The organism is Gordonia tangerina (genome assembly GCF_021556435.1).
In the GTDB taxonomy this organism is placed as follows: Bacteria; Actinomycetota; Actinomycetes; order Mycobacteriales; family Mycobacteriaceae; genus Gordonia; species Gordonia tangerina.
On the sequence record NZ_JAKGCU010000001.1, the window covers coordinates 197,309 to 214,152 of the forward strand.

The window sequence follows — 16,844 nt, forward strand, 5'->3', positions numbered from 1 at the left end:
TCAACGTGACAATCGCGACAGCGCTGCGAATCCAAGACCGGCCTACCGTGAGACATGGCCAGTACAACGACGTACGCCCAGTTCATCGCCCTCGACGCCGGTGCGCTGTGGCAGGTGCTCGGCGATCCGTCCCGGCTGCCCGAATGGCACAGCGGGTATCGATCGGTGACCGTCGACGACGCGATCGCCGTCGGCGCCGAAGGTTCCTACGTGCAGACGCATCGCGTCGCCGGACCACTGCATCGACGCTTCGCGCCACCGTTCACCATCACCGCCTATAACCCGGGCCGTCATATGCAGCTGACGCAGAAGGAGCCGGTGGGGGCGACGATCATCGACTTCCACCTCACACCGGCCGACGGCGGGTGTGTTGTCACCGATAAGGTCACCGTGACAGGCCCGGCGAGCCGAACGCTGCGGTCTGCCGTCCCACACGTGACCGACCGAGTGGACTTCGCCCGCCTGGCTCGCCTGGCCGGCCTCGCACCAGTCGACGACGCACTGTCCGTCGTCCTGGCCGGCGGCAGCGGCGCACTCGGACAACATCTGGCCGCCGACCTAGCGTGTCGCGGGCATCGACCGGTCATCCTCACCCGCAGCATAAACTCCGCGTCGCCCTTCGAGCAGCTGGAATGGGACGGCCGTACCGTCGGCGACTGGGCCGACATCCTCGTGTCGGGCCGTCCGGTCGCGGTGGCGAATCTGGCCGGCAAGCTGGTGGATTGTCGTCCGACGGAACGCAACATCGCGCTGCTGCGCGACAGCCGCGTCGACGCCACCCGAGCCCTGGTGGCTGCCTCGAAGCTGCGCGACAGCCCGATCGCGCACTGGCTGCAGGCCAGCACCACCGCCATCTGGAGCGACGCCGGCGAGCAGTGGTGCACCGAGACCACACCCGTCCCCGAGGGCCTGCCGCAGATGACCGGCGTCGCCCTGCCGTGGGAGGAGGCGGTTTCCGGCGCGCACACCGAGCACCTCGTAGTGCTGCGCACCTCCATCGTCCTCGACAATCAGGCCCCGGCGATGAAACGCCTCGCCGACCTCACCCGCGTCGGGCTCGGTGGTCGCGTCGGATCGGGCCGTCAGTGGTTCAGCTGGATCCACATCGACGACTGGCTGGCGATCGCCCGTGCCGCACTGGGGCTTGACCCCGCGATCACCATCCCCGACGGCGTCGTCGTCGGCGCCAGCCCGCACCCGGTGCGCAACGCCGAGCTGATGGCATCGCTGCGCCAGGCGTTGCACCGTCCGCCGGCTCCGCCGACCCCCGCCCCGCTGCTGCGGCTGGGCGCCATCGCGCTGCGCACCGACCCGGCCCTGGGCCTCACCGGACGACGCGCCCGGTCCCAGGTGCTCGACGACCTCGGCTTCGAGTTCCGCTTCCCGCACCTCGACGACGCGCTCGCCGATCTGCTCGACAACTGAGCCCCAACACAATTCGTCCCCGGGTATCGCCTCACCCGCCGACTGCGGCCAGCGGACGAAACAACACCCGGGGGACGAACCGTCGTGGACGGTGCCGCTTGCGCTGCCGTCCGCGTTCTGTCGGTCGGTGGTGATGAGCTGGACTCGTGAGCAGTAAGTCCCGGGTCGATCCCCTCCCGTCCGACACTCCGCACGAAGTGGTGTTCTTCAAACGGCACCACAGCGACGACGCCGCGGGGGGCGGCTCCCGGCCTTGATTCACTTTTGGAGTTTCCTGTGAAGGTGAGGGCGAGGCTGCTCGCCACCCTTGCAGCGGTGGCCAAGGCTCCACCGAAGCGGTTCGCCGGCGGCGGACAGTGGGAAGCGATGCACGGCGACATGACCGGATACTTCGAAGTGCGGATCACCTCGAAGACCCCGAACGGAAAGTGGCACTACCGGTTGTTCTGCTTACTGGACTACGACGCTGCAGAAAAGGCAGCGCCATTGCTCGTGGTGATAGATGGTGCCGCGAAGCGCTACCAGACGACCATGTCAGATGTCCGGTACGCAGGTGTGCGGAAATTCGGCGAGGAGTACCGACGACGCAACCCACGGTCACTGGTCACCGCGGAGGACATCCGCGAAGCGCTGGACGGAATCTAGTGGTGCTAGGCGCAGGCCCGCATCGGCTCGGTGATACGGGTGCGCTCCTCCCTTGTCATCGGCGTGAGCGTCACCTTCATGCCCAGTGCCGCAGCCACCTCGGCGATGGTGCTGAGTGTCGGATTCACCGATTCGGCTGAGAGGAGACGTCGTACGGTGCTTGCCTCGGAGCCGATCGCGCGGGCCAGGGCCGCTTTACTCAGATTTGCTTCAGCCCGCGCTTCGTCGAGTGCGTTGATGATCGAGTCGATTGCCTCGATCCGCGCGGACTCCGCAGCGTAGGCGCGCACGAACTCGGGGTCACGGCCCTCGAGTTCGAGCAGTGTGTTGAAAGCCTCGTTCATGGCGTCCCCGCTCCCTATAGTGCTGATGCACCAACACGTCAACCGTAGCATATACGCCACGGTCCCGTGCTTGACGGGCTGCCCGCGGACATCGCCGCCGCCGACGACGACGCTCCGCCCCAACACAATTCGTCCCCCGGGTATCGCCTCACCCGCCGACCGCAGTCGGCGGATGAAACAACACCCGGGGGACGAACACTCCGGCCCGCGGCCAGCAGAGAATCGAGCCTCAGATCCGCGTGACGTCGAGGTCGCCATCCTGGTACTGCGAGCGCAGCCGCTTCTTGTCGAACTTGCCGACGCTGGTCTTCGGCACCTCCTGAATCACAGTCCAGTTCTCCGGCAGCTGCCACTTGGCGACCTTGTCGGACAGGAACTCCCGGAGGATGTCGGCGGTGGCGTCAGAGCCCTCCCGCAGCACCACCGCGACCAGCGGCCGCTCGTCCCACTTGGCGTCGGGGATGCCGATGACGGCGGCCTCGATGACGTCCGGATGGCCCATCACCGCGTTCTCCAGGTCCACTGAAGAGATCCATTCGCCGCCGGACTTGATGATGTCCTTGGTGCGGTCGGTCAGGGTGAGGTAGCCGTCGGGGGTGATGGTGCCGACGTCGCCGGTGCGCAGCCAGCCGTCCTGGAACTTCTCCGGGGCGTCGACCCCGTAGTAGGAGCCGGTGATCCATGGGCCGCGGACCTCCAGTTCACCGACGCTCTTGCCGTCGTGCGCAACCACCTCGCCGAGGTCGTCGACCAGGCGGGCCTGCACCGACGCCGGGAACCGACCCTGCGTGTAGCGGTAGCGCCAACGCTCCTCCCCCTCGGTGTCGGCGGGCGGGCGAGCCACCGAACCGAGCGGCGACGTCTCGGTCATGCCCCACGCGTGCAGCACCTGCACGCCGTGGTCCTCCTCGAAGGTGTGCATCAGCGACGGCGGCACCGCCGACCCGCCGATCAGCACGTCCTTCATGAACGAGATGTCCTGCGGATGTGCCTCGAGGTACTGGTGCAGACCCTGCCAGATGGTGGGCACTGCGGCGGAGAAGTTGGGCTTCTCGGCGGCGATCAACGCGGCCAGCGGCTCAGGCTGCAGGAAGCGGTCGGGCATGATCAGCGACGCGCCGATCATGAACGCCGCGTAGGGGAGTCCCCACGACATGGCGTGGAACTGTGGCACCACCGCCAGCGCCCGATCACCCTGCTTGAGTGCGGGGCCGTCGGTCATGCACACCTGCATCGAGTGCATGTAGATCGAACGATGCGAGTAGGCAACGCCTTTCGGGTCGCCGGTGGTGCCCGACGTGTAGCACATCGCGGCAGCTGAGCGTTCGTCCACCTCCGGCCAGTCGAACTCGGTCGGCTGGTCGGCGATCAACTGCTCGTAGGAGTGAACCTGCACCCCTTCGGGTGCCTCCACACCTGCGGTCGAGTCGCCGGTCACGATGACGTGCTGGACCGTCTTCAGCTGCGGCAGCTGCGGATTGAGCAGCGGCAGCAGGGTGGGGTCGACGATGATGACGTGGTCTTCACCGTGGTTGGCCACGAACACCAGCTGCTCGGGGAACAGTCGGATGTTCAGTGTGTGCAGCACCGCGCCCATCGACGGGATCGCCAGGTAGGCCTCGAGATGCTCGGCGTTGTTCCACATGAACGTGCCCACCCGCTCGTCGCCGGTCACGCCCAGCCCGCGCAGGGCGTGCGCGAGTTGCGCGCAGCGCTTGCCCACGTCGGCGTAACTGCGACGACGCGGACCGTCGTCGGTCCAGGTGACCACTTCGGCGGTGCCGTGGACAGAGCTGCCGTGGCGCAGCAGCTGCGCGATCGACAGCGGGGCATCTTGCATGGTGCTCAGCATCGAGACTTCTCCTTCAGGTGTTCGGGGTCGGGTCGGTGGCGGGTGGCGGGATCACATCCGAGCGTGGCACTCCGACGCGGCACAGGCGGTGGGTTTCGCGAAGGGCGCGGTCCGGCAGCGCATCCTGTGGACCCCCTTTCACTCGACACACAGGTGTGACCCACATCATTGTCCGAATTGCCAGCCCATGTATTGACCGCAGAGGACAGAAACTTGACAGCACAGGACGCCGGTGGCGGTCAGGCCGGGTGATCCGCAGGGGACAACGCGGGGGTTGTGCGCCACTGCTTGCGCAATCGGGCGGGCGACGACCCGAACCACCGCTGGCACGACCGACTGAACACACTCTGCTCGGCATACCCCAACTCGTGCGCCAGGTGCGACAACGTCACGTCGGTGTCACGCAGATAGCGCTGCGCCATCTCGCGGCGCACGTCGTCGACGACGGCGAGGAAATTGGAGCCCTCGCCGGCGAGTAGTCGCTGCAGCGCCTTGGGGTGCAGCCCGAACTGATCGGCCACGACCGGCAGCGTCGCCGACATCGTCGGCAACAGTTGTCGCACCAGTTCCCGCACCGACGTGGTGACGCCCGGAGCGGTGCGGTCGATGACGGTGTCGAGGTAGCCGAGCATTGCGCGGTGGGTGTGTTCGTCGTCGACGAGAGGGTGGTCGAGGTCGGCGGTCAGGATGGTGAACCCGGCACGCGGCTCCCCGAAGCGCGGGGTGCACGAGAAGTAGTGCAGATAGTCGTCACGGGAGGTCAGCGCCTCGTGCGGCAGATGTACCGACAGCGGGGCGTAGCCGGCGCCGAGCAGGAACCGCAGCACCTGCAGGGTGGCGCCGAGGCTGAGTTCGGTGGTCTGCGGATGTGCCGGCAGGTGCGGGGTGAGTAGTCGCAGCTCGACGAAGGAGAAACGGTCGTCGGGCAGGGGCTGGATACGCGCGGTGAGCCCCGAACTGTAGGCGCCCAGATACTTCTCGAAGATCGTGAACGCCGCGGCCACCGAACCGGCGGTACGTGCCGCGACACCCACCGGCCCGAGGATCTCGATGCCGTGCCGCTGCGCCAACAACCGACCGAAGTCGGCGCGGTCGGTGGCCTCGGCGGCCGACTCCAGTACCCGGATCAACGACGCATAGGTGAGGAACGCATCGAAGCGTCCGGCGTCGTCGGGCGCGATCCCGGCGCGGCGCAGCAGCGGGTCGGGGTCGGCACCCAGCTGCGCCACGAGCTCGGCGAAGCCGAGCAGCGACGTCCCCCGGATCACGGCCATGGGCTCTACTGTCAATTTCCGGTCTTCTGGTGTCAAGAACGCGCATTGAAGGGCCGCCAATGGGCGCAGTTCGCGGCAGTGTCCAACCGTCGAGTGGGTGCCGTTTTCCGTCGATTGGGCGCTCATCTCCGTCGAGTGGGCGCCGTTTCTGGTCGAGTGGGTAGTGCGACGTGTCCACGCTGTGGGCGCCGGTACCCAGTCAACGAAAAATCGCGCTCACTCGACGGAAAACGACGCCCAGTCAACGGATCGAGTGCCTCACGTGATCGAGCGCCCAGTCGGCGGAGACGGGTGGCCCGCGTCGCGCCTCACCCGGTGAGCGAGAACGGGTGCACAGTGCTGAACGGGTCGGTGAGCGACAGGAACGACGGATGGGTGACGCCCCACTGACCTCGCAGCAGCGTAATGGTCTGGACCGAAGCTCGGAAGAGTTGCTTGCGACCGAACTCCCGGATGTACTCCTCTTTGCGCGGCAGATAGCGCCAGTCCAACGCCTCGAACGTTCGTTGCGTCTGCACCCACTCGGGCTGGCGTGGCCCGACCAGCGCGCTGCGGGGCACGGTCGCGCGGACGCGGCTCGCGCGGTTGGCCCGAAACGTGATGAGCAGTTGCTCGCGGGTACCGACGGGATGGGTCAGTTCGATGAAATCGAACGACCCGAACCGCAGATCACCCAGACGCACGGCCAGGTCGTGGGTGAACTCCCGCCACGACTCGGCGACCTGCTCGTCGTAGCCCTCGAACTCGTCATCGAACTCGTCGTCGTGATCGTGGTCGTCGTAGGCCTCGGTGGTCATGGTCCTCCTTGCTCGATGGGTGGACCGGCGGCTGCCGATGACGACGACGATACGAACGGGATACGACAGTTTCGCGACCCTCGCGATGCGCTCGCCCCTGCGTCCGCCGCACGTCAGATCAGCGGGGCATACTGATCGATGACTCGTGCGTCTGACCCGGGAGGTTCTGGTGGCCGGTGGCCTCGTTGCGCTGTTGGACGACATCGCGACCTTGACCCGAGCGGCCGCGGCGTCGCTCGACGACATCGGTGCGGCGGCCGGCAAGGCCAGCATCAAAGCGGCGGGCGTCGTCGTCGACGACACGGCCGTGACGCCGCGCTACGTCCACGGCTTCACCCCCGACCGCGAGCTGCCGATCGTCCGCAAGATCGCCGTCGGGTCCATCCGCAACAAGCTGCTGATCATCCTGCCGGTGGCGATGATCCTCAGCCAGTTCCTGCCGCAAGCGCTGCCGTATCTGCTGATCGCCGGCGGACTGTTCTTGAGTTACGAGGGTGCCGAAAAGGTGTACGAAGCCCTCGGCGGCGGCCACGGACACCACGACGCCGACGAGGTGCCGGCCGTGGCAAAGGGCCCCGAGTTCGAGAAGTCCATGGTCAGCGGTGCCATCCGCACCGACCTGATCCTGTCGGCGGAGATCATGGTCATCTCGTTGTCGTCGGTCGAATCCGAACCGTTCCTTACCCGATTGCTGGTGCTGATCGTGGTGGCCTTCCTCATCACCGCACTCGTCTACGGCGTGGTCGCGGTGATCGTCAAGATGGACGACGTGGGACTGTCACTGGCGCAACGCAAGTCGACGGCGAGCCAACGCATCGGTCGCGGCCTGGTCAAGGCGATGCCGAAGATCATGTCCACCCTGACCGTGGTGGGCATTGCCGCTATGCTGTGGGTCGGTGGGCACATCCTGATCGTCAACGTCGGCGAGGCCGGATTCCATTGGCCCGCCGACCGTCTGCACGACATCGAGCACTGGTTCCACGAGTTGTCCCACTCGTTGGGCGGTGTTCTGTCGTGGACGGCGGGGACCGTGGTGTCAGCGGTCGTGGGGTTGGTGATCGGCGCGATCATCGTGGCGATCATGCATGTCATTCCGAAGCGGGGCGGCAAGCACGCCGACGCATCCCACTGAGGTGAACGTTCCGGTTTCCGGCACGTTCACCTCAGTGCCGGCTCCGCCTCGCCGCCCTGCCTGCGAACTCATCGAGCGCGTCGGTGACCTCCATTGCCTGCCACATCCTGTTGCGAGTGAATCCGGTTAACTCGCGCAGGATTCCCGCCTCGACTAGGGGGTCGATGGCCCTGCCGGCGTTGTCGGGGGAGATGCCCAACGCGGCCGCGGTGGCCCGTCGATCCACCACCGGCTGCCGGAGTAGGAGATCCAGCAGCTTCTGGGTGCCCGAACCCCGGCGAGCACGAACTCGTTCGCCCCACAACTCGCGAATGCGACGCAGATCAGAGACCAGTCGGCTGCCGTTGTCTACGGCGGAAAGCGCTGCATACGAGAACGTTTCGACGATCGCCGACAGATCGCCAGACCGATAGGCATCCAACGCGGCAAAGTAGCTGCGCGTGTCGGCGAGCAGCCCCGCCGACACCGGCACGGTGACGTTCTGCGTCAGCCGGCTTGCGCGCAGCATTGCCTGCACGAGCGCGCGGCCGGTCCGCCCGTTGCCGTCGGGAAATGGATGGATGGTCTCGAACTGGCCGTGCGCAACCGCGACGTGGACCAGCGGCGAAACATCGGCGCGGTGCGAGAATGCAATGAAGTCGTCCATGAGACCAGGCACATGCGCGGGGGTGGGCGCGACAAAGTCGGCGCTATGGGGGCCGATGCTGGTCCCGCCGATCCATACCTGATCCTCGCGCCACCGCCCAGCCATCTGGGGACTCGTGTCCTCCATCAAAGCGCGGTGCATAGCCAGAATCGCGTTGGTGTCCAGTCGGTCGGCCAGCTCGATGGCCGCAGTCATTGCCGCAACATTGCCGACGATCTCGGTGGCGTTGCGTTTCTCTCGGCTGCCCAACTCGGCGAGCGCGATCTGCTTGGCGCCCGACGACAGATTCTCGATCTGCGACGACGAGGCAGATTCGGAGCGGAGAAGGATGGCGGAAAAGGGTGCGAGCTCGTTGCCGAGTTCGGCATCGAAACGGGTGATCACCGAACTGGCCTCGGCGACCAGGGCGGACGTCTCGGGAGAAACATGCGGGGTCAGGTCGGCGACGTGCGGGACCAGAGCTGCACGGTACGGACCGCGGTACCGCTCGCGCTGCGTCCGGGTCAGCAAGTCAGCAGGAATGGTCGGGGACCACTCGACGACCTCACTGGACACCGCGGGCCAGGGGTTCTGGCTGCGGTTGTCGGCAGAAAGTGAGGGCATGAGGCGACCATACCTTCAGTTAGACGATAAGTGAGGGTATGTCTGCGTCATGCCGTCACTTGTTGCCGGCCGCCTGAGGTACGCGATATCGGCATCGCTGACGTGGCCCAATGTCCCCGCCCACCGCTGATAAGATTGGCTTATGGATCTCGCTGGCGAATACCGCAGCGCCCGGCGTGACGAGGAAGTTGCGCGACTGCGGCGCATCCTTGCGTTGCGGGCGCTGGCGGCGACCGGGAAGTCTCAGCGAGAGATCGCCGAGGCTCTCGACATCACTCAGCCGGCAGTCAGCCAGCAACTCAAGTTCGCGCCCGACCTCAACGGGGTGCACCCTGAGATGCTGCTCGAAGCCGCCGCGCCCGTCCTCAAAGTGCTTGCCGCGCAACGCGGGTACACGCGCGTGGCCGCATTCGGTTCGGTCGCTCGCCAGGAGGCAGATCCCGACTCGGATATCGACCTGATCGTGGAGGCCCCCGACTCTGCGTCGTCGTTCGACTTCGTCGGCTTCAAACGACTCCTCGAGGGGGTCCTCGGTCGCGAGATCGATCTCGTCGAGTACGGCGGCCTGAAAGCCGGCCTCGACGACGATATTCGCGATGAGGCAATTCTGCTCTGATGAATCGGAAGGCGGCCAAGGAACTACTGCATATCCGCGCTTGGTTGCAGCGCGTTCAGGAGATCAGCGAGCGCGGCAAGGGCGCCAATAGTGAGGGCACGTGGCGGCCATACTCTCATTTAGTGCGTGGGTTAGGGCGCAAGTACGGGTTGCCCTCACTTGCTTGTGCGGGGGCGCGTGAAGTCAGTGGCCCGCCACATGGGGTCGCGTCTCACCGGGCGACATCGTGCATGCCTGGTCGGCTGGGTGGGATCAGCCGTTGGGGACCTTGTCGATTGTGGCTCGCGTCAGGTCGATGGCCCTTCGGCATACTTCGTCTAGAGTTGGTGCCGGCAGAGAATGGTACGCGGCGCCCGTAACGACGCCAGAGCCCTCGGCTTGTACGTAGGTGAAACAGCTCGTTTGGTTTACCGCGCCTACACCGACATTCCTATCGCTGACGACGATATCCTCGCGCCAGGTGAAAGATCTGTTGAGCTTCTTGTAGGCCGCGAGACTCTCGGAATCTGCCACAATTTGATCCGCATACCAGCCCTCCATCCCCTCGCCAGCGTAATGCCATTTGCAGCCCCGCAACGTCTGACCTGATACCGCGGCTGCGTCCGCTGTGGAGGATTGATCGAGGCCTACCCTGTCTGCAACGGCTTGGTCCACTGCTGTGCACGGCTCGTAGGCCGTACCGTCGTTCGAACTGTTCCACCGTTTTTCAAACTGATTCTCAAACGGCAAACTCTGGCCGGCAGCGTCAGTCTGCCGAATGCCGCTAGCGGTCGAGGTGCTTGAAGCCACGTTCCGTGTATCAATGCCTCCGTCGCAGGCGGCGACCATCAATATGAAGGGCGCAAGAACGCACGCGACAGCCTTGACGCGCGCTCTGCGGCGACCCAAGCTACTGGTCACGACTCAATTCCGCAGCAGAGTCCTGGTCAGTCGCCGCGAGTTCCTTCGCCGCGTTCTCGCATTGGTCGGCGAGCTGCTCGAGTCGAACTATTTGGTTAACAAGCTCGTTTCTCCATGAGCCTTCTGCGCCAACGAGCGCGAGAAGGGAGTCTCGTAAGGCTGCGCCCTCTTCGCAGTCCTGGCCGAAATAGTTGCCCTTGATGAGTGGCTCGACAATCTCGACTGCGTTCTTCAACGATTCCGCCGCCTTCCGAGCATCCGCCGCCCGCGCAGCCCACTTCCCCTGCTCAGACAGCACACCCAACCCGTCAACCGGCTGTCCCCAATCCAGCGGATTCGGGGCCGCCGTGATCTCCGGCATCGCCACGCACGGCTCGAGGGCGTTACTCCCGAACTTCTTGTCGCCAGTCACAGATGTCCTCCCACGTTGATTGGACGCATAGACCCCCGTTGCGGTTCCCGCGTCAACGCCTGCGAGCGAAGTGACGATTCTCGCCCGCGAGGTCAGCGTAGCGGGCCGGCTACCAGTCGTGATGGTCGGAAGCCGCCGACGGTGGATCACGCGGTTATCCCTGACAGGCTTGATTCGGTCCGGCTGACCTCATCCGCCGAGGTCAGCGCCCCGAACTCACCGGCGACCCCGCTGATCGTGCTGTACTGGAGAGGTGATCAGGCTCCTCGTGATTGTCGTCGTGGTGGCGGCGATCGCGGTTGCCCTGGTGGTGGTCGGGTCCTGGGTGGTCGACGGTGTCCGGTCGTTGGGCACAGGAATCGCTGACCGGGTCCGACGGATCGGATCGTCCACCCAGAAGTCGCTGCCCGCCGACTCCGACCCGCAGCCCGACACCCCAAACGAGCCGCTGGCGGAACTTGCCGAGGACCTCCGCGCCGCCAGCGCCCGCCGCTGGGCGCGGTGCCGCGCCATCCAGGAACAGGCAGAACCGGCCGAGTCCGAGCAGTACCGGCAACTCGCGGCACACCGGTGGGACCCCGACCTCGTCGACGTCGACCGTCTCCGCACCGAATCGATCGGACAGATCGCCGCGACCGCCGGCCTGGTCGCCGACCGCGTGAGCGACTACCCGGCCTGGAAGCTCGACTTCTTCGACCGTCACGGCGTCCGCGTCGACCTCGCCGCCGAGGTGACCGCGCTGGCGACGTCGGCCGCCAACGTCCGCGACCAGATCTCGCTCCTGGGCGATCCGCCCACCAACCTGGCCGCCGACCACGACGTCGTCACCACCTACGCCGCCAAGGCGCAACTGTTGTCGCGGCGGCTCGACGGACTCGTCGAACGGCTCGGCGCGCTGGGCGAGTACCAGCAGATCGTGGCCGCCATCCAGCAGCGCCAGGACAAGCGGGACTGGCTGGACCGGGTCAGCGCCATCGACGACTTCGAGAACGAGGTCGACGCCCAATGGGACGCCACCGAGGCCGGCCGGATGCGCAACACCGCCGACGAATCGGAGATGTTGGCGTCGATCTACCTGGATGCGCTTGCGCCGCTGGCGAAGACGCTCGGGCGGGAGTGACGGCCCGGTCCATCTCGTGTCACCGCATAGGATGGCCGAATGGATGGTGGGCCGGTTGATGTGGAACGCGAGGAGTGGATTGGTGCTGAGCCGCTGTTCCGTTTGTTCGTGTTCTCCTACGAGGCCGGCAGCTACCACGTGGAGGCGTTCGATCATTGGTGTCGTGACGTCACCCGACTGATCGCGGACGCAGGCTACTACTACACCGACAGTGACAAGCTGTGGTCACTGGCCTTGATCCACGAGGGATCACGAGGTACCGACATGACGTGGCTCTCCGGCTACGACTACCGGATCGCGCCACAAACGTTCGGCGAGCGGCAAGCTCGTCGCGATATGCAGTTGCGGTTTCTGGCGGCCAGGTCGCGAAGCTCGAAACCGGTCGTCTTGCCAGACGGGTTGCGGGTCATCCGCATGTTTCCCGAATGGGGAGGAGCGGGTCCACTGTGGGAGTCGTTCACCGACAACTATCCAGCCGATCCTCGTCGGCTCGGCCTGAGTCGCGGCCTGGCTGCCAAACTGGAGGCGTGGAACGAGCATTGGGGTTCCCGACACCACGACGAACCGCTCGCCGATGCCGACAGATGGCTCGCCGAGGGCGTGGAACTGCACGCCGAGGTTCAACGTGCGATGGCGGAAATTGCCGAGGTGGCGCCAGAGTTCCTACCGCACGAACGGCAATCCCCCGAGACGCTATGACACGTACGCCGCGGCGCAAAGGCGGAGTTGTCGTGACCACGCGTCAGGATTCACCACCGTGTGACCATTGAGTCACCGACATCGACACGAAAGCGACGGTGCCCCCGTGAACGACGACGAGATCTTCACCGCGATCGCCGATGAGCGACGTCGCCTGGCCGACCTGGCCAGCACCTTCACCGACGACCAGTGGGCCACGCCGTCGTTGTGTGGCGGCTGGACCTGCCGCGACGTGGTGGCCCATCTGGTGGTGCCGCTGGTGGTGTCGATCCCCGCGTTCGGGCTGGCGATGCTGCGCGCCCGTGGCAACTTCGATCGCGCCAACATCGCCATGACCGCCAAGGTTGCGGCCAGCTACTCCGATCTGCCGAAGACGCTGCGCGACAAGGCCGACAAACGCTTCACACCGCCCGGGCAGGGACCGCGCGCACCATTGACCGACACCCTCGTGCACGGACTCGACATTCGCCGACCGCTCGGCATCGCCGCTGACTTCGATGCCGACCGTGTCCGGGAGGTGCTCGACTTCCTGGTCGACAGCGCGGGCAAGAACATCTTCGGCACCACGCCGACCACGGTGCGCTGGGTGGCCACCGACCTCGACTGGACCGGCGGCGACGGCCCCATCGTCAAAGGGCCGGCCGAGTCGTTGATGCTGGTGCTCAGCGGTCGGTCGGCGGGGATCGCAGATCTGAGCGGGGATGGAGTGGCCCACCTTGGGTGACCGCCAACCGACAAGAACCCGTGCGGGGATGTCGACGCGGCCCCAGCCCAGCAAACGTCAGGCCGCTGCCGGATCGAGCAGCCGGAGCAGCCATCGGGAGAGTTCGGGGATGGAGGCGAGCAGATCGACCGGGTCGGAGGTCTCGAGCGCATCCGACGTGATCTGGCGAACCGCGTAGACGACACCGAGGTACGCCGATGGGGGAAGCACGTCGCCCTCGTGCCGCGTGTCGACGATGTGGCGGTGATGGTCGGCCACGGTGTCGGCGAACAGCTGCAACGAGTGCCGCCGACGCTGCCGGGCGGGCGCACCCATCGCGTCGATCTCGACTTGAAAAGCGCGGCCCACCACCGGATCGCGCTGCATCGGTTCCAGATAGCCGCGCAGACATGCGTCCACGAAGTCGGCCAGACTCTGCTCGGGATTCAGCCGTGCCGCGATGCCGGTGAGCAACACCTCGATGAATCTGTCGTAGGCGGCCAGCGCGCACGCCTGTTTGTCGGCGAACACCCGGTAGAACGCGGCCCGCGACACCTGCGCTCGCTCGACGATGTCGGCGACGCTGACCGCGGCATAGCCCCGGGCCGCGACGAGTTCGGTGAGCGCGATGAGGAGTCGCTCCTGCTGGGCGGCGTCGATCTGGACGCGAGGGATGCTGTGCCGACCTCGGGGCAGCGGTGCCGGGGGAGTGAAGAACACCCCCGGCACGATGGCGACGATGCCGCGGGGATCGGCAGGCGCACCTCCCGGCTCGCCGCCACTGGTCGCCATGATCGGGGTCTTCCTCTAGCGGTACGGGACGTCGATGACCACGTGAAGCTATCACGACGATGGTCTAGCCGCCTGACCTGCGCAGACAATCACTCAGGCGGCGGAGGGACAGAGCCGTCCGCCGCCACCGATAAAAGTACGCACTTGTTTTTCTTTCCTGAACGGGACTACATTCATGCCACCGCCGTGAGCCACATCACGTTCACGGGCCGTCGTCGTCAGGGGAGATGGAATGGTTGGGGAACCCGATTCGTCTGGGCTGAGAGGTCGTGCGCTGAGTCGTCGCCGGTTGTTGCAGGCGGCTGGAGTCGGCGTCGCCGGCGCGATGCTCGCCGCACGGCCGGGCGCCGCAGAAGCCGCACCGGGTGGCTTGCCCCGCGGGCTGAGCACCGACGAGATATGGGATCGCAATCTGGAACTCGCCGATCACGGACCTCGGCTGACCGGCAATCCCGCCCATCGCCGATTCATCGACTCGCTGGAAGCAGACCTCGACCGCATCGGCCTCGACGTCCACCGCGACCGGCTGACCTTTGACCGATGGGACCCGCTGCGCTGGGAACTCGCGATCGACGGCACGCCGGTGCCGGTCGCCTTCTACTTCCCGTACTCGGGGGTCACCGGGCCGGACGGAATCACTGCGCCGCTGCAGTACCTGGGTGTGCTCGGCCAGATCGGCGCGTGGGAACCGGCCCGAGGCAAGATCGCCGTGGTCGAGGTGCCGGTGCTGCCGCTGCCGATCACCGTGGGCTACCGGCCTTCCGGGCAGTACCCTGCCGACGCCGCGCCGCCGGATCCGATCGCCTACCTGCCGAGCGTGTCGGACGCGGTCGGCGCCCCGACGCTGGAAAGTGCTGTGCGAGCAGGTGTGCGCGGCGTGATCTGCATTCGCACCGGCATCAGTGAGGCGTTGGCCGACGACCAGTACGCGCCGTTCACCACCGGCTACCAGGGATGCCCGGCGCTGTGGGTGGGTCCCCGAGAAGCGGAACGGGTCAGAGCGTCGGCACGCCGCGGCGCATCGGCGCGGCTGGTGATGTACGCCCGTCGCGCGCTCGGCGCGGCCACCGACACCCTGTTCGCCGTCCTCCCGGGCACCGACCCGAGCGAGACCGTCATCGTCAACACCCACACCGACGGACCCAACGTCGCCGAGGAGAACGGCGGCATCGGACTGATCTCCCTGGCCCGACAGTTCGCTCAGGTGCCGGCCCACCGACGCCGACGAACCCTGGTGTTCGTCTTCGTCACCGGGCACTTCCAGTTGCCTCAATTCGAAACCGAGGTCGGTAACGGGATCGGCACGATGCAGGCGTCGAGCCGATGGATGCGCATGCACCCCGAATGGTGGGACGGCAAGGGTGCACATCGGAAAGCTGTTGCGGCACTGACCCTGGAACATCTGGGGTGTCGCGAATGGCTCGACGACCCGCAGCACCGTCACTACGGTCCGACCGGACGGCCCGAGGTCGGCTGGTGCTACACCACCACACCCGCGATGCGGTCGATCTACCTGGCCAGCGCCCACGGAACCGCGAACGAGCGGACCGTCACGTGTGATCCGCTGCCCGCCTTGTACTTCGGTGAAGGCGCACCCTTCTACAAGAGCGGCATCGCCACGATGTCGCTGATCCCGTCGCAGACGTATCTGACTGCCGCGCCGGCCAACGGGGTGATCGACAAGCTCGACAAGCATCTGATGGCCGGGCAGATCGAGACGTTCTCGAAAGCCATCCGCACATTGGAACGAAGGTCGAGCGCTCAGATCGGCGCACCCGTCCTGCCTCTGTGATCCTCACGCTAAGGAAACCATTGCCATGTCTGCTCTCGCCATCCGGCTCTGCGTTGCCGTGGTCTCACTCGCGGTCGCTATCACGGCTTTCGCCCACCCCGTCGTCGCGTCTGCCGCACCCCCGACGACGGATATCGCGACGCAGCGCTCGCTGACCGGCCCGTACCGCACCGCGCAGACTCTCGACGCAGGTGCCTGCACGTCGTTGTACGGTGCGATCTCGAACGGCTTAGTGCATGCGTTCGGGAACAATCACTCGGACCTGAAGTGCTCGCAGACATTCCCGGACGGATTGGCCAGCCCGATTGGTGTCGCGTTGTACTACCCGACCAACACCCCACCCGATCGTCGGCTGCCGGTGGTGCTGTGGACCGGGGGCATCCTGTCGGAACCCGGCAATTACGACCTCACCGCGAAGATGTTGGCCAGCAACGGATATGTGGTCGCGATCCCTTACGACTTCGTGAACTCCTTCGCCTAACTGCCTCTGATCGCGGCATCCGCCGTAGCCAGGGCCGACTCCGATCGTGGTTCCGCGCTGCACGACCGGGTCGACCTGGGGCGGATCGCGATTGCGGGTCACTCTGCCGGCGGCGCCGCCACCCAGCAGGCCGCCAGCCTGCCGGCGAACGTGTGGCGGTTGATCGACCCGCGCATCTCCGTGCGCAGTGCCGCGGCCGTCGAGCCGGGACCGGTGGCGATTGGTGCGACGCTGACCGTGCCGACTCTGTATCTGACCGGCTACAACGACGTGGTGGTGCCGCACTACCTGTGGGCGCGCTGGACGCAATACGAACTCGCTGGGCGCGTCCCGGCATACCTGCTGTGCGCCAACGGCGTCGGGCATTTCACGCCCGTCGACGACCCCGCGCACAACCCGTTGGCGCCGATCCTGCTCAGCTGGTTCGACCACACTCTCAAGCAGGACCCGGATGCCGGAGCCGAACTCGTCGGGCCGGGCTGGGGGCTGCGCGATGATCCGGCGTTGGCGTATGGATTGCGGAACCGGGTGGCGGCTGGGTTGCCGGGCTGACCGGTGGTGCTAGTGTCTCGCGCCCGCTCTCACCGCCGAGCGCAACGCTCGAGGTGTTG

18 protein-coding genes are annotated in these 16,844 nt (G+C 66.3%); 10 read left to right on the forward strand and 8 right to left on the reverse strand.

Features of this window, described 5'->3' with window-relative positions; genetic code table 11:
• Window positions 1-54: 54 nt before the first annotated feature.
• Both L1892_RS00900 and L1892_RS00905 read left to right on the forward strand, forming a co-directional pair.
• Window positions 55-1,425, forward strand: a complete 1,371-nt coding sequence (locus L1892_RS00900) for a DUF1731 domain-containing protein (RefSeq protein ID WP_235721562.1) — start codon at window positions 55-57, stop codon at window positions 1,423-1,425.
• Between the two features lie 315 nt (window positions 1,426-1,740).
• A complete protein-coding gene (locus L1892_RS00905) occupies window positions 1,741-2,070 on the forward strand; it encodes a hypothetical protein (RefSeq protein WP_235721563.1) in 330 nt (109 codons plus the stop codon).
• A gap of 5 nt (window positions 2,071-2,075) precedes the next feature.
• On the opposite strand, the gene L1892_RS00910 is transcribed toward L1892_RS00905, so the two are convergent.
• From L1892_RS00910 to L1892_RS00925, 4 genes are all read right to left on the reverse strand, one after another.
• Window positions 2,076-2,414 (reverse strand): type II toxin-antitoxin system RelB family anti-toxin, encoded by a 339-nt coding sequence (locus L1892_RS00910; RefSeq protein WP_235721564.1) that lies wholly within the window; start codon window positions 2,412-2,414, stop codon window positions 2,076-2,078.
• Window positions 2,415-2,643: 229 nt separating this feature from the next.
• Window positions 2,644-4,266, reverse strand: a complete 1,623-nt coding sequence (locus tag L1892_RS00915) for a long-chain fatty acid--CoA ligase (RefSeq protein WP_235721565.1) — start codon at window positions 4,264-4,266, stop codon at window positions 2,644-2,646.
• A gap of 239 nt (window positions 4,267-4,505) precedes the next feature.
• Window positions 4,506-5,540, reverse strand: coding sequence for an AraC family transcriptional regulator (locus L1892_RS00920; protein ID WP_235721566.1), 1,035 nt, complete (start codon window positions 5,538-5,540; stop codon window positions 4,506-4,508).
• Window positions 5,541-5,848: 308 nt separating this feature from the next.
• Window positions 5,849-6,337: a TY-Chap domain-containing protein gene (locus tag L1892_RS00925; protein ID WP_235721567.1), complete on the reverse strand. Its 489-nt coding sequence runs from the start codon at window positions 6,335-6,337 to the stop codon at window positions 5,849-5,851.
• A gap of 169 nt (window positions 6,338-6,506) precedes the next feature.
• Between L1892_RS00925 and L1892_RS00930 the strand changes: the two genes are divergently transcribed.
• The gene (locus L1892_RS00930; RefSeq protein ID WP_235721988.1) at window positions 6,507-7,469 is read left to right on the forward strand and encodes a DUF808 domain-containing protein; all 963 of its coding nucleotides are present in this window, start codon (window positions 6,507-6,509) and stop codon (window positions 7,467-7,469) included.
• A gap of 31 nt (window positions 7,470-7,500) precedes the next feature.
• Here L1892_RS00930 and L1892_RS00935 read toward each other — a convergent pair whose 3' ends face one another.
• Window positions 7,501-8,718 carry a Fic family protein gene (locus L1892_RS00935; RefSeq protein ID WP_235721568.1) on the reverse strand — a complete coding sequence of 406 codons (1,218 nt, stop codon included), beginning with the start codon at window positions 8,716-8,718 and terminating at the stop codon, window positions 7,501-7,503.
• A 142-nt stretch (window positions 8,719-8,860) separates the two neighbouring features.
• On the opposite strand from L1892_RS00935, the gene L1892_RS00940 reads away from it, so the two are divergent.
• A complete protein-coding gene (locus L1892_RS00940) occupies window positions 8,861-9,334 on the forward strand; it encodes a nucleotidyltransferase domain-containing protein (protein ID WP_235721569.1) in 474 nt (157 codons plus the stop codon).
• A 252-nt stretch (window positions 9,335-9,586) separates the two neighbouring features.
• Here the strand turns inward: L1892_RS00940 and L1892_RS00945 are convergent, their stop codons facing one another.
• Window positions 9,587-10,234 carry a DUF3558 family protein gene (locus tag L1892_RS00945; RefSeq protein WP_235721570.1) on the reverse strand — a complete coding sequence of 216 codons (648 nt, stop codon included), beginning with the start codon at window positions 10,232-10,234 and terminating at the stop codon, window positions 9,587-9,589.
• Window positions 10,224-10,646, reverse strand: coding sequence for a hypothetical protein (locus tag L1892_RS00950; protein ID WP_235721571.1), 423 nt, complete (start codon window positions 10,644-10,646; stop codon window positions 10,224-10,226). Before L1892_RS00950 ends, L1892_RS00945 begins: the two co-directional genes overlap by 11 nt.
• A gap of 253 nt (window positions 10,647-10,899) precedes the next feature.
• On the opposite strand from L1892_RS00950, the gene L1892_RS00955 reads away from it, so the two are divergent.
• The 3 genes from L1892_RS00955 (at window position 10,900) to L1892_RS00965 (ending at window position 13,189) form a co-directional block, all read left to right on the forward strand.
• On the forward strand, window positions 10,900-11,766 hold the full coding sequence (locus tag L1892_RS00955) for a hypothetical protein (protein ID WP_235721572.1): 867 nt from the start codon (window positions 10,900-10,902) through the stop codon (window positions 11,764-11,766).
• Window positions 11,767-11,805: 39 nt separating this feature from the next.
• Window positions 11,806-12,465, forward strand: coding sequence for an immunity protein CdiI family protein (locus tag L1892_RS00960; protein ID WP_235721573.1), 660 nt, complete (start codon window positions 11,806-11,808; stop codon window positions 12,463-12,465).
• 106 nt (window positions 12,466-12,571) lie between these two features.
• The gene (locus L1892_RS00965) at window positions 12,572-13,189 is read left to right on the forward strand and encodes a maleylpyruvate isomerase family mycothiol-dependent enzyme (protein ID WP_235721574.1); all 618 of its coding nucleotides are present in this window, start codon (window positions 12,572-12,574) and stop codon (window positions 13,187-13,189) included.
• 57 nt (window positions 13,190-13,246) lie between these two features.
• On the opposite strand, the gene L1892_RS00970 is transcribed toward L1892_RS00965, so the two are convergent.
• Window positions 13,247-13,960, reverse strand: coding sequence for a TetR/AcrR family transcriptional regulator (locus L1892_RS00970; RefSeq protein ID WP_235721575.1), 714 nt, complete (start codon window positions 13,958-13,960; stop codon window positions 13,247-13,249).
• Window positions 13,961-14,192: 232 nt separating this feature from the next.
• Here L1892_RS00970 and L1892_RS00975 point away from each other — a divergent pair, with 232 nt between their 5' ends.
• From L1892_RS00975 to L1892_RS00985, 3 genes are read left to right on the forward strand one after another with little or no spacing between them, the layout of a single operon-like run.
• Complete coding sequence (locus L1892_RS00975; protein ID WP_235721576.1) at window positions 14,193-15,752, forward strand: hypothetical protein; 1,560 nt, start codon at window positions 14,193-14,195, stop codon at window positions 15,750-15,752.
• A 25-nt stretch (window positions 15,753-15,777) separates the two neighbouring features.
• Entirely contained in the window at window positions 15,778-16,233 is a 456-nt protein-coding gene (locus tag L1892_RS00980; RefSeq protein ID WP_235721577.1) for a hypothetical protein, read from the forward strand.
• Between the two features lie 9 nt (window positions 16,234-16,242).
• Window positions 16,243-16,785 carry a poly(ethylene terephthalate) hydrolase family protein gene (locus L1892_RS00985; RefSeq protein ID WP_443669979.1) on the forward strand — a complete coding sequence of 181 codons (543 nt, stop codon included), beginning with the start codon at window positions 16,243-16,245 and terminating at the stop codon, window positions 16,783-16,785.
• Window positions 16,786-16,844: the final 59 nt, after the last annotated feature.